11 protein-coding genes are annotated in these 11,511 nt (G+C 67.5%); all 11 read right to left on the bottom strand.

The window, feature by feature from the left end; translation table 11 throughout:
• Positions 1-156: 156 nt before the first annotated feature.
• The 11 genes from DGN21_RS03575 to gspE all read right to left on the bottom strand — a co-directional run bounded on the left by DGN21_RS03575 (position 157) and on the right by gspE (position 11,510).
• Complete coding sequence (locus tag DGN21_RS03575) at positions 157-2,865, bottom strand: TonB-dependent receptor (protein WP_126965129.1); 2,709 nt, start codon at positions 2,863-2,865, stop codon at positions 157-159.
• 724 nt (positions 2,866-3,589) lie between these two features.
• Positions 3,590-4,300 (bottom strand): type II secretion system protein N, encoded by a 711-nt coding sequence (gspN, locus tag DGN21_RS03570; protein WP_024940305.1) that lies wholly within the window; start codon positions 4,298-4,300, stop codon positions 3,590-3,592.
• Between the two features lie 5 nt (positions 4,301-4,305).
• Positions 4,306-4,782 carry a type II secretion system protein GspM gene (gene gspM, locus DGN21_RS03565; RefSeq protein WP_126965128.1) on the bottom strand — a complete coding sequence of 159 codons (477 nt, stop codon included), beginning with the start codon at positions 4,780-4,782 and terminating at the stop codon, positions 4,306-4,308.
• Positions 4,779-5,867: a type II secretion system protein GspL gene (gene gspL, locus DGN21_RS03560; RefSeq protein ID WP_126965127.1), complete on the bottom strand. Its 1,089-nt coding sequence runs from the start codon at positions 5,865-5,867 to the stop codon at positions 4,779-4,781. Before gspL ends, gspM begins: the two co-directional genes overlap by 4 nt.
• Positions 5,864-6,856 carry a type II secretion system minor pseudopilin GspK gene (gene gspK, locus DGN21_RS03555; protein ID WP_126965126.1) on the bottom strand — a complete coding sequence of 331 codons (993 nt, stop codon included), beginning with the start codon at positions 6,854-6,856 and terminating at the stop codon, positions 5,864-5,866. The genes gspL and gspK overlap by 4 nt, the downstream gene beginning before the upstream one ends.
• A complete protein-coding gene (gene gspJ / locus DGN21_RS03550; RefSeq protein WP_126965125.1) occupies positions 6,853-7,476 on the bottom strand; it encodes a type II secretion system minor pseudopilin GspJ in 624 nt (207 codons plus the stop codon). The genes gspK and gspJ overlap by 4 nt, the downstream gene beginning before the upstream one ends.
• Positions 7,473-7,853, bottom strand: coding sequence for a type II secretion system minor pseudopilin GspI (gene gspI / locus DGN21_RS03545; RefSeq protein ID WP_160955188.1), 381 nt, complete (start codon positions 7,851-7,853; stop codon positions 7,473-7,475). The genes gspJ and gspI overlap by 4 nt, the downstream gene beginning before the upstream one ends.
• The gene (locus tag DGN21_RS03540) at positions 7,837-8,319 is read right to left on the bottom strand and encodes a GspH/FimT family pseudopilin (RefSeq protein ID WP_160955187.1); all 483 of its coding nucleotides are present in this window, start codon (positions 8,317-8,319) and stop codon (positions 7,837-7,839) included. Before DGN21_RS03540 ends, gspI begins: the two co-directional genes overlap by 17 nt.
• 27 nt (positions 8,320-8,346) lie before the next feature.
• Positions 8,347-8,811, bottom strand: a complete 465-nt coding sequence (gene gspG / locus DGN21_RS03535) for a type II secretion system major pseudopilin GspG (protein WP_102583436.1) — start codon at positions 8,809-8,811, stop codon at positions 8,347-8,349.
• Between the two features lie 28 nt (positions 8,812-8,839).
• Positions 8,840-10,036 carry a type II secretion system inner membrane protein GspF gene (gene gspF, locus DGN21_RS03530; protein ID WP_160955186.1) on the bottom strand — a complete coding sequence of 399 codons (1,197 nt, stop codon included), beginning with the start codon at positions 10,034-10,036 and terminating at the stop codon, positions 8,840-8,842.
• Positions 10,023-11,510, bottom strand: a complete 1,488-nt coding sequence (gspE, locus tag DGN21_RS03525) for a type II secretion system ATPase GspE (protein ID WP_252374686.1) — start codon at positions 11,508-11,510, stop codon at positions 10,023-10,025. The genes gspF and gspE overlap by 14 nt, the downstream gene beginning before the upstream one ends.
• Between the last annotated feature and the right edge of the window lies 1 nt (position 11,511).

Below are 11,511 nucleotides of genomic sequence, written 5' to 3'. Positions count from 1 at the left end.
GGCGCCCGCCAGCCTGCACCGCAGGCGCGCTCCGTGACGCACGCGGCGCGCGCGTGACCACTGCATGGCGCGCGTCCATCACACCTGCGGCATTGCCTGCGCTGCTGGCTGCCACCCGCAGCGGTGCCTGCCGGCGCAGTGCTCGCTGGCCCGGCATCACAGCATGTCCCACTGCATCGACAGGTAGTAGCTGCGGCCGGTGACGCCGGTCATCTGCCAGCGGCTGGCGATGTCCTTGTACGCCTCCTCGGTGCGGTTGGTGAGATTCAGGCCACCGAGCTGGAAGCTCAGCCTGTCGTTGACCTGGTAGCCGAGCACTGCATCCAGCTGGGTGCGCGCCTTCATGGTGTGGCCTTCGCGCGCGAAGAAGCTGTCGCTGCTGTCCTGTTCGTACTCGCTGCGATGGTTGAGCGAAACGCGCGCCGAATAATGCGCGCTCTCCCAGTACGCGGTGGCGTTCCAGGTCTGCTCGGACAGGTTGCGGATCTGGAAATCGGTATCGCGCTGCGGAATCACCCGGGTGAAGTTGGTGGTCACCCCGAAGCCGTCGATCGGCAGCCAGGCATCCAGCGATTGCGTCCAGCCCAGCTCGTAACCGCGGATCTTGACCTTGCTCGGGTCGTTGGTGGTGGCGGTGATCTCGTAGATATCGCCACCGCTGTCCACGCAGTCGCCGGCCGCGTTGCTGGACAGCGCGGTGCCGTTGAAGGCGGCCGGGCAGACGATGCTGTTGAAGGTGCCGTTCTTGATGTTTTTCCAGAAGCCAGCCACGGTCAGCGCGCCGCCGTTGCCGTAGTACCACTCCAGGCTCAGGTCGGCCTGGTCGGCGGTCAGTGCCTTCAGATCGGTCTGGCCCTGGGTGACGAGATAGGTGGTGGTGCCGCCGGTATTGGTGCCGGTGGAGATGGTCGAGGCGATGGCGGTGTTGCTGTCCAGGATCGGCCGCACCAGCACCTTGGCGGCGGCAAAGCGCAGCAGCAGATCGTCGCGCATGTCCAGCACCAGATTCAGGCTGGGCAGCCAGTTGGAATACTCGTACGGCGCGCGCGCGGTGCCGATCACCACATTGGCATCGTCGCTGGCGGCCTGCGCCTGGGTCAGGTAGGTGTCGGTGGTGCGCTTGGTGTTTTCGTAGCGCAGGCCGAGGTTGCCGCGCAGGCGCATGCTGCCGATGTCGGTATCGATGCGCGCCATCGCATAGGCCGAGGAAATGTCGTTCTCGATGCTGTAGCTGCTCTGCGGTGCGAACAGCACCGGCACGCTGATGCCGGCGGCCGCCAGCGAGCGTGCGTAGGCGGCGATGTCCGGGGTGACCCAGCTGTCCTGCGAGGCCAGCTGCCCGTCGAGGAAGTTGCTGACCGTGCTGTTGGCGGCCGACAGCTCCGGGAACATGTCGAAGCCCGACACCGCACCGGTCCTGAGCAGGTACAGGAAGTCGCGCCGGCGCACGTCGCGCTCGAAGGTTTCGCGGCGGTATTTGGCACCGAAGCGCACCGCATTCAACGCACCCAGCTCCAGATACCGTTCGGCATCCAGCTGCAGCGACCATTCCTTGTTGCTGAGCGACTGGATGGAACCGTTGGGGTACTCGCTACGCACCAGATTGCGCTTGTCCCAGGCGCTGGCATCGGTGGCGTCGGCATCGGTGGTCAGCGAGATCGCGTCGGGATTGGAGGTATCCAGCAGCGTCGCCGAGGGGATCCGGCCCAGGATCGCGGCGCGTTCGTTCTCGTCGGTCTTGCCCTGGGTGTAATTGGCCGCGCCACTGAGCGTCCAGGCATCGCGCTTCCATTTGAAGTCGTAGGTGAGCAACTGTGTGGACAGATCGTGTTGTTCGATCTGGCGGTTGTTCTCCAGCCAGTAGTCCGATGCCGACACCTGCGTGGCGGTCAACCCGTTGGTCTGCAGCACCGTCAGCGGAGTGCGCTCGAACGAGTACACCAGCTGGTTCATGTCGTTGGCGGTCTTGTCCTGCGAATACAGCGCAGTGAGGTTCATCTCCAGCTGGTCGTTGGGCTTCCATTGCAGGCCGCCATTGAACATCTTGCGCGTGGTCTCGCGCTCGATCGAGCGATAGCGCGGACGACGCGGGATGTACAAGGTGCCGGCGTCGGTATCCTGCGTGTACCAGCGGTCGATCCACAGATAATCGGCGCGGTCCTTGAGCTTTTGGTAGCCGGCACTGAGGAACACGCCCAGATCGCCACCGCCGAACTTGAACTGGTCGATATAGGTCAGCACGCCCTTGGGCGTGGGCGAGCCACCGGCGAACTCCGCATATTGGGTCTTGGCCGAGAACAGCAGCTTGGTCTGCTGGTAGTCCAGCGGTTTGGTGGTGTTGATGTTGACCGTGCCGGACAGGCCGCCGGCATCCATGTCCGCCGACGGCGACTTGATCACCTCGATCCCGGCGGCCACTTCCGGCTGGATGATGTCGTAGCGGAACCCGTCGGTGAAGTCGGCGCTCTTGATTACCTGGCCGTTGATGGTGGTGGCCGAGTACTGCGGGCCCAGACCACGCACGCTGATGGTGGAGCCGCGCCCGTTGATGGTGGAGATCTGCACGCCGGGGATGCGCTGGATCGCTTCGGCGATGTTCTCGGCAGGAAACTTGCCGATGTCCTGTGCGGAGATGCCATCGGTCATGCGCACGTCGTCGCGCTTGTTGTCCATCGCGGTGATCAGGCTCTTCTGGTAGGAGCTGGTGACCTTGACGGTATCGAGCTGGGAGATCTGCGCCGATGCCGGCGGCGGCGATTGCTGCGTCTGCGCACTGGCACCGCAGGCAAGCAGCGACATCGCGATGGCGACGGACAGCGAGGAGGGCGAACAACAACACAACGAGGCACGCGGGACAGGTGACATGGGAGATCCTGAGGTGGAATGGCTGGACGACGACGCGGCTGGCATTCCGATCGATCAGCAAAGACAGATCACGACGCTGGGCAACCCACCCACACGCGCACAGGCCACCAGTTCCGGACGTGCGGAACCGCCTGCGATCTGTTGTCTGCGAGCACCCCGTACGGCCCCCCGTGGGTGCCGATGCCGCCTCCCTCCCAGGACGGACATCGCATGCCATTGCTGATCAACGGCCCTGACTGGCAAATACCAATTCAGTGGATTTGATTCTTATGGTCTTTAAAAGATCCTGTCAACAGTCACTGCCGAAAGTGTTTGACCGGCGGCTGCGAACGCGTCTAAGCCCTGATTTTCAAGACCTTCGACGGTGCACAAAGGATCATTCGGGTGCGTGGCGGGCATCGTTGTCACAGGACCAGTCGCTGACCAATCCCCGGTGACCAGACCAATTCCGGTGGATCCGGAATGTGTGGGCCGCAGCGCACGCGTTGCGGGCTGGATCACAGTCCATACCGCACGCTCCCGTGTATCGGAAGCAGCACTTCTGCCTTATCGAAGCAATCCAGCAACTGGCGCAATGACTACGCAGGGTCCTACGTCGACAACGTTGTCAACGGATCAATGAACTGTGCCTTCGCAGCGGCCACGATGAAGACACCAGCCACCAGGCATGCACGCTAATGGTGCAGACGAAAGATTTCTCGCCGCGCCCCGCGTAACAGCAGTCCTAGCGCAATTGCCCCTGGTCGATGCGCAACAAGCTGCGCTCCGGGGTGGCGGCAAAGCCCAGCAACTGCAGGCCCACGCCCAACACTGCGTCCTGCCCCGGATCGATGCGTGACTGCAATTGCCAACGCCCATCGCGCCACACTTGCAGCTGTGCATCGGCCTGCACGCCGGCAGGCAACGGTGCATCGGGCAGCAGACTCAGCACGGCGCTGTCATCCACGCACCGCGGCTGCCCGGACAAGCGCAACGGCGGCAGACCGGGCAGCTCGCCCGCCCCGCTCGCCAGCAGTTGCAGGCCGACCCGGCCACCTGCCTGCACGCAACCGGTGGCATCGAACAGCAGATCCACCTGCTGCAGCTCCACCGCCAGATCGATCAAGGCCATGCCCGCCGGCTGGCGCAACAGCAGCTGGCCCTGCGCATCGCCGATACCGTGTTGCGCGCCATCCACCAGTAGCAGTTGCAGCTGCGGGGCCTGCAGGTGCACCTGGCGCTGTCCACGCAACAGCGGCCAGATGCGCGGCCGCACCATGACATCGCCGAAGGCGATGCCTTGCCATTGCACCTGCCGCAAGGTGCCTGCCCATACCGGCCCCTCCACGTCCAGCGCCGAGAACGGCAAGCCCTCGCGTGGCAACACCAGGCGCAGGGGCAGCCATGCCAGCAGCGCAACGCCCACCATCAACAAAAAGACCAGGATCCAACGCAGGCGCGTCACGGTGCAGGCTCCGTAAACCCGCAGCGTACCTGCAGTTGGCCCTGGTCGCGCACGATGCTCAGCTGCGTCGGCGCCAGGTCATGCGCCTGGCGCAGCCGCTCCAGCCAGCCGAACAGGCTGGCGGCGCTGACCGCATCGATCTGCACGTCCACCCCGCCCGCTGCGTTGCGCTGCTGGGCGGTGATGCCGACGCCGGCATCGCGTGCGCTGCTTGCGATGAGCTCGTTCAGTGCCGCCGTACCAGGAGCAGCCGTACGCCTGCTCGCCGATGCATGCGCAGATGCATCGAGCACGAGCTGCGCCGCAGCGGCATAGCGCGCCTGCGCCTGGGCACGCCAGTGCCGCAACGGGGTGTAGAGCGCATACCAGGCGACGAACGCAGCCACGGCGGCGCACATCACGCCCAGCATCAGCCGCTCGCGCGGCGCACGTGCCTGCCACCACTGCGCGCCGCGTTGCATAGGTGCAGTCATCGCAATGGCTCCAGCACGAATGACGTCCGCAGGCGATCGTCCTCGCCCTGGCTGCTGCCGGGCTGCAGTTGCCACCCCTCCCCGGCCAGACGCGTGGACAACTGTTGCAGGCTGGCGCCATCGGCGTGCAGCAGGGTGCCGCGCAGCGGCTGTGTGGCGTGATAGTCGATCTGATCCAGTTCCGCCGCCGGCATGGCATCGACCGCTGCGAACAAGTCGCCGAGCTGCATGGCCAGGCGATCGGCCGCTGCCCCGGTATGCCGGCGTGCCTGCAGCGCGGCCGGCACCGCCGCCGCATCGCGCACGCCCAACTGCGCGGCGGCGCGCGATTGCAGCAGGCGCGCGCCGATTTCGTAGCGCAGTGTCTGTGCCAGCACCAGCACCAGCGGCGACAGCAGCACCAGCGCGGCCAGCGCCGCAAGACGGCGCGTAGTGACCGTGCGCGCAGCGGCCGGCCGCGCAGCGAACGCGTGTTGCAGCAGGTTGATCGGTGCGCGCGTGGCGCCTTGCGCAAGGCAGGCAATGGCGTGCGCGGTGTCCTGCGCTGGCGGCTGTGCCGGCGCGCGCGCGCCCAGCAGCATGCGCGCGGCCTCCGGCTCCAGGCTGCAGGCCAGGCCTGCGCCACGGATCAGCCAGCGACCGTCCCAGTCCACCACTGCCGCCGCAGCGTCCGCGCCGGGCTCCAGCAACAGGCAATCGGGCACCACCGCATCGGGGACGACGCCCAGCTGCGCTGCGCGCGCCAACCACTGCTGCATCGTTGCGCCATCCACCGCAGCGACCAGGCGCGTGCCATCAGCCTCGCTGCGATCGGCGATCACCACATGCAGGGCCGGCGTCTCCACAGCCAGATGTTCGGCCAGTTGCAGGCGCGCGGCCGCGACCGACTGCGCGATGCTGCGGCCGGGCAGGCTCAGCCAGCGCAGATGCACATCCACGCCCGGCACCACCAGCACGCTGCGTGCGGACGGTTCGTACGGCGCGCTGGCCACGCGCTGCGACAGTACCTGGCCATGCGCGTCCACACGCACGGCGATCGCGTGCGCGGTGGCATCGGCGGGCAGCAACAGCAAGGTGGTACTCATTCGTCGGAACTCCATTGGCGCGCCACCAGCCGCACGCGCCCGGCAGGATCCTGCTGCAGCAAGGCGTCCAGCACGACCTGCGCGCCGGCATGGTCGACCTGGCTGTAGAGGGAGAAATAACGGCTACGTAATTCGATCTGTTCCAGCACTGCATTGGAAAGCTCGGCCTGGATCAGCGCTGGCTGGCTCAGGAAGGTCTTGACGTCCCGCCATCCGCCGGCCGGCCGCGCGGCGATGACGCGGCGCGCGGCCGGCAATTCCAGGGCGCCTTCGGTCAGCGCCACCAGCACCGGCGCATCCTGCAGACGCAACGTATTGATGTTGACCGGCGACAGCCGCGCCTCCGGCAGTGCGCACACATGCGGCCGCAACTGCGCGATCACCTGCGGCGTGTAGCCGGCGATGGCGCGCAGCTCGCTGACGCCCGCCAGCAGGGTCGCCCCGCTGCGCAACGGCACTGCCGATTGCAGGTAGCGATCGTCTTCGGCGCCCTGCGCGCCGGGCTGGCTGTCGCTGTCGATCCAGTCCACCAGTGCATCGGTCAGCGCCTGCGCCTGTTGCGGTGCGATGCCCAGCACCTCCAGCAAGGCGCGGTACTGCGCTGCGCCGTCGTCGCTGCGCTGCCATTGCTCGGGCGCACCGGCGACCACGCTGTTGAGATTGAAGCAGCCGCCGCGGTCGCGCAGCCGCACGCTCACTGCGCCGTCGTCCAGCGGGAAGGTCACCGGTTGATCGTTCCAGCCACCCTCCAGCGTGGTGCGCATCGGGTCGCGCCTGGCCAGTGCCTGCAGGCGTTGCCGGGCGATGGTTTCGGTGCCCAGCGCATACCACTGCGCCTGCGTCATCGCCTCGCCATTGCCGCTGCGGCGCAGGCCAAAGCGCAGATCGTCCAGCACTGCGACCATCAGCAACGTCATCACCGCCACCAGCAACAGCACCGTCAGCAGTGCGACGCCGCGTTGCTGCCTGCGTGCGTTCAAGGCCTTCATCCGCGCCCCTCCGGTAGCAGGAACAACTGGCGCACGCGGCCCCATTGCTCCAGGTCCAGCTCCAGCGAGATCGCATCCGGCAGTGCGTCGAGCCCGCCGCTCCAGCCATCGCTCCACTGCGCGCGATAATGGAACCCGACCACCGCCGAGCGCACGCCACGCAACACCACCTGCGGCGGACCGGCGACTGCACCGTCGAGTGCGGGGCGTGCACTGCGCTCCAGGCGTCCATCGACCACCCGGTATTCCACGTATTGCAGCGACGCGCGCGGCGCCTGATCCGGATTGCTCCAGCCGCGTCGCGCAAAACCGAACAGCGGCCCCGGCACACCGGGCGGGCTGGCGACGAACGCGGTGCGTGCAGCGCCGCCCTCGCTGTTGCGCGTGCGCCGCACTGCGGCCTGCTGCAGGTCGCTGCGCAACAGGCCATGTGCAAGCTGGAACTCGCGGACCTGCTGCAAACGTGCACGCACCGCATCGCGCTGGTCGATGCTCTGGCGCATCACCACCACCGCGGCGACCGCCACCAGCGCGAACACCGCCAGGGCGACCAACAGTTCGATCAAGGTAAAGCCCGCGCTGCCACGGCTGCCCGCTGCGCTGCGAGGTGTGCGGATCATTCGGCGCTCCGCAAGACGCTGAGGCTGGCGATTTCCTGCGCCTGCGCTGCGGCGCGCACCTGCACCTGGATGCGCACGATGCCGGTACTGCCGGCCGGCATTGACGTGCGCTGCCAGTCCCAGCTGCGTCCGCCCAGCCTTTCCTGCCCGTTCGCCGGCCCCACTGCTGCGGCGGTGGGCGCCAGCATCGCGTCGATCGCCTGATTCTCCGCAACCACCGCAGCCAGTGCACGCTCTTCCAGCACCACCGCGGTGCGCGTGCTTTCGCCGGACAGGTTCAGCAGGCCAACCACGGCCATGCCGAAGATCGCCAGCGCGACCATCAGTTCGAGCAGCGAAAACCCGCCGCAGGCATGGGGCTTACCGCAGGGGCGCATCGACCCGCACCACGCCGGCGGCGTCCACCACCACCTGCAGCTGTTGCTGGCCGTCGGCCAGCGCGATGCGTTGCGGCGTGGCCGCACCGGTGGGGTCGAAGCGCACGCTCAACTGCGTCCCGCCCACCGGCAACTGCGTCTGCACGCCGACAGGCCAGCGCATCGCGGCGAACGGCTTTTCATCCAGCGGCACCCAGCGTTGCTGCGCCTGGCGGCGGAACCTGTAGCCACCTGCATCCACGGTCACCTCGACCATGCGCAGGCTCAGGATGGCTTCGTCGCGTGCGTGCAGCAAGGCACTGGCCAATGCATCGGCCTGGTCGTGCAGGTCGCGCCGCGCATCGGGCAAGGTCAGCACCACCAGCGTACTGGCCAGTGCGGTGATCACCAGGACGGCGAGCAGTTCGAGCAGGGTGAAGCCGCGCGCCTGCGCCCGCGACGCACATGCCCGTGCTCGCCTTGCCATGTCCGTTTGCGCGAGCACTGTTGCGACTCAGCGCCAGTTGCCGATATCGGCATTGTCGGCGTCGCCGCCTTCGGCACCATCGGCACCGAACGAGTAGACGTCGAAGCCACCACTGCGGCCCGGGCGGCGGTATTGATACGCATGGCCCCACGGATCTTCCGGCAGGCGGCGGATATAGCCGCCCTGGCGATAGCGCTCGGGCCGGGTCAATCCGCTCGGCGCATTGAGCAAGGCCTGCAGGCCCTGTTCGGTGCTCGGGTAGCTGAGGTTGTCCAGGCGATAGGTCTCCAGCGCCTGCTCCAGCACCGCCACGTCGGCACGCGCCTTCTCAACCATGGCGCGGTCCTGGCTGGGCATTACGTTGATCATCACCACCGTGGCCAGCAGGCCGATGATGACGATGACCACCATCAACTCGACAAGGGTGAAGCCGCGCAGGCGCGCGCGCGCAGTGAGCGAGCCAGGACGTGCGCGAGAAGGGATGGACTGCATGAGGATCTCCAGGGATAAGCGTCCGCGCTCAACCAAGCGCGAGGGTGTTGAATTGCAGGATGGGCAGCAGGATCGACAGCACGATCACCGCCACCACGCCGCCGAGCAGCACGATGATGGCCGGCTCCAGCAGGCTCATCGCCGCGGTGGTGAACGACTCGAACTCGCGCTCCAGATAATCGGCGGCGCGCTCCAGCATCGGCGCCAGGCGCCCGCTGTTTTCGCCGCTGGAGGCCATGTACAGCAGCGTCGGTGGAAACACGCCGGCGCGCTTCATCGCCGCAGCCAGGCTGCCGCCTTCGCGGATTGCCGTGACCATGTTGTCGGTGGCCATCCGCAAGGCGCGGTTGTCGACGGTGCGCGCGGCGATCATCAGGCCTTCCATCAACGGCAGCCCGCTGTTGACCATGATGGCCAGCGTGCGCGCCATGCGTGCGGCGTGCAGATCGCGAATCAGCCGGCCGAGCAAGGGCGCGCGCAGCACCGCACGGTCGGCCGCCAGGCGTACCTCCGGGCGCTTGAGCAGGCGCAGCGCTGCGATCACCGCAATGACCAGTGCCACCAGCAACGGAATGCCTGCATGCAACAGGAAATTCGACACGCCGATCACTGCGCGGGTCAGCCATGGCAATGCGCGGCCCATCGAATCAAACTGGTCCACCACCTTGGGCACCACGAAGGTCATCAGCACGATGACCACCGCACCGGCAGTCAGGGCCAACGCCGCCGGATACACCAACGCAGACTGCAGCTTGCTGCGCACCTGCGCCTGCCGCTCCAACAGGTCGGCCAGGCGCTCCAGCACCTGCGGCAGCGCCCCGGCACTCTCGCCCGCGGCCACCATCGCGCGGTACAGCGGCGGAAACGCAGTGCCCTGGCGCGCCATCGCATCGGACAGGCGGAAGCCCTCGACCACCAGCCCGTGCGTCTGGCCGGTGACCCGGCGCACGCCGCGCCGTTCGGATTGCGTGCCGATGGTGCGCAGCGCTTCTTCCAGCGGCGCGGTTTCCACCAGCGTGGCGAGTTGACGGGTGAACAGCACCAGATCCTTGCCACTGAAACGCGCCGGACGCACGCTGCTGGCCGCCACCGCCGCCTCCACGCGTACCGGCACCCACTGCCGCTGCTCCAGTTGCGCACGCGCAGCATGTACCGTGTCCGCGCTGATCACGCCCTGACGGCTGTGCCCATGCAGGTCGAGCACGGTGTAGTCAAACCTTGGCATGCGCATCGTCCTGCTGGCGGGTCACCCGCAGCGCTTCTTCCAGCGTGGTGAGGCCTTGCAGCACAGCGGCGCGCGCGGCATCACCCAGGCGCGCTGCGCGTGCGAAGGCCGCTGCCGCCAGGGCATCCTCGTCGGCGTTGTCGCCGATCAGGCGGCGCATCGCATCGTCCACCGCGATGGCTTCGTAGATGCCCACGCGCCCGGCATAACCGCTGTGGTGGCAGGCCGCGCAGCCCACGGCGGCGTAGATGGTTGCATCGTCGGGCGCCTGCAACATCTGCCGCGTGCTGGCATCCATCACGCGCGGTGCGCGGCACTGCGTGCACAGGCGACGGACCAGGCGCTGCGCCAGAATCAGCCGCAGGCTCGACGCGAGCAGGAACGGTTCGATGCCCATGTCGCGCAGCCGCGTGACTGCGCCCACCGCATCGTTGGTGTGCACGGTGGACAGCACCAAGTGGCCGGTGAGGCTGGCCTGCACGGCGATCTGCGCGGTCTCGGCGTCGCGGATCTCGCCGATCATGACCACGTCCGGATCCTGGCGCAGGATCGCGCGCAAGCCGGCCGCGAAGGTCATGCCGACACGTGCATTGACCTGGGTCTGGCCGACGCCGTCGATGGCGTATTCCACCGGGTCCTCCACCGTGAGGATGTTGCGCGAGCCATCGTTGAGCAGGCTCAGCGCCGCATACAGCGTGGTGGTCTTGCCCGAGCCGGTCGGCCCGGTCACCAGCACGATGCCGTTGGGCACCTGCAGGGCGCGCTGCACGGTGTGCATCACCGCCGGTGGCATGCCCAGCTGGGCCAGCGACAAGGTGCCCTGCTCCTTGTCCAGGATGCGCAGCACCACCCGCTCGCTGCTGCGCGTCGGCAGCGTGGACACGCGCACGTCCAGCGCCTTGGCGCCCATCACCAGCGACACGCGGCCATCCTGCGGGATGCGTTTTTCGGCGATATCCAACCGCGCCATCACCTTGACCCGCGACACCAGCAACGGCGCGATGCGTCCGGGCAAGGTGGCCGCCTCGCGCATCACCCCATCCACGCGCAGGCGCACGCGCAGCCGCGATTCGTAGGATTCCAGATGTACGTCCGAGGCGCCCAGGCGCGCGGCCTCGGCGATGATGCCGTTGATCAGGCGGATGATCGGCGCATCGTCCTGGCTGTCGAGCAGATCGGCGGTGGGGATGTCGTCGATCAACGAATCCAGGCTGCCGTGCAGGTCCAGCGCCTCGACCTGCACTCCCTGCTCCATGCCGGCATCGGCGTAGATCTCCGACACATGCCGGTCGAACACCGACGGCGCCAGCGTGCGCACCTGCAACGGCATGCCCAGCGCACGCCGCAGCTCGATCAGCGCCTGCACGTCGCCGCCTTCGCGCAGGCCGATCTGCGCGGCGCTGTCGCTGCCGAGCAGCACCACGCCGTGGCGCTTGGCAAACGCGTAGGAAATGCTGGCGCGCGCGGTGTTCATG

The organism is Xanthomonas sp. MLO165 (assembly GCF_018831305.1).
GTDB lineage: Bacteria > Pseudomonadota > Gammaproteobacteria > Xanthomonadales > Xanthomonadaceae > Xanthomonas > Xanthomonas arboricola.
Note: the sequence above shows the minus strand (reverse complement) of the source record. Positions and strands in the feature narration are given on the sequence as shown.

Excerpts from the sequence above, each read along its gene's own strand:
- DGN21_RS03575 (WP_126965129.1), bottom strand. The coding sequence starts at position 2,865 with ATGTCACCTGTCCCGCGTGCCTCGTTGTGTTGTTGTTCGCCCTCCTCG.
- gspK (WP_126965126.1), bottom strand. The coding sequence starts at position 6,856 with ATGAAGGCCTTGAACGCACGCAGGCAGCAACGCGGCGTCGCACTGCTG.
- gspM (WP_126965128.1), bottom strand. The coding sequence starts at position 4,782 with ATGACTGCACCTATGCAACGCGGCGCGCAGTGGTGGCAGGCACGTGCG.
- DGN21_RS03540 (WP_160955187.1), bottom strand. The coding sequence starts at position 8,319 with ATGGCAAGGCGAGCACGGGCATGTGCGTCGCGGGCGCAGGCGCGCGGC.
- gspG (WP_102583436.1), bottom strand. The coding sequence starts at position 8,811 with ATGCAGTCCATCCCTTCTCGCGCACGTCCTGGCTCGCTCACTGCGCGC.
- gspE (WP_252374686.1), bottom strand. The coding sequence starts at position 11,510 with ATGAACACCGCGCGCGCCAGCATTTCCTACGCGTTTGCCAAGCGCCAC.
- gspI (WP_160955188.1), bottom strand. The coding sequence starts at position 7,853 with ATGCGCCCCTGCGGTAAGCCCCATGCCTGCGGCGGGTTTTCGCTGCTC.
- gspF (WP_160955186.1), bottom strand. The coding sequence starts at position 10,036 with ATGCCAAGGTTTGACTACACCGTGCTCGACCTGCATGGGCACAGCCGT.
- gspL (WP_126965127.1), bottom strand. The coding sequence starts at position 5,867 with ATGAGTACCACCTTGCTGTTGCTGCCCGCCGATGCCACCGCGCACGCG.
- gspJ (WP_126965125.1), bottom strand. The coding sequence starts at position 7,476 with ATGATCCGCACACCTCGCAGCGCAGCGGGCAGCCGTGGCAGCGCGGGC.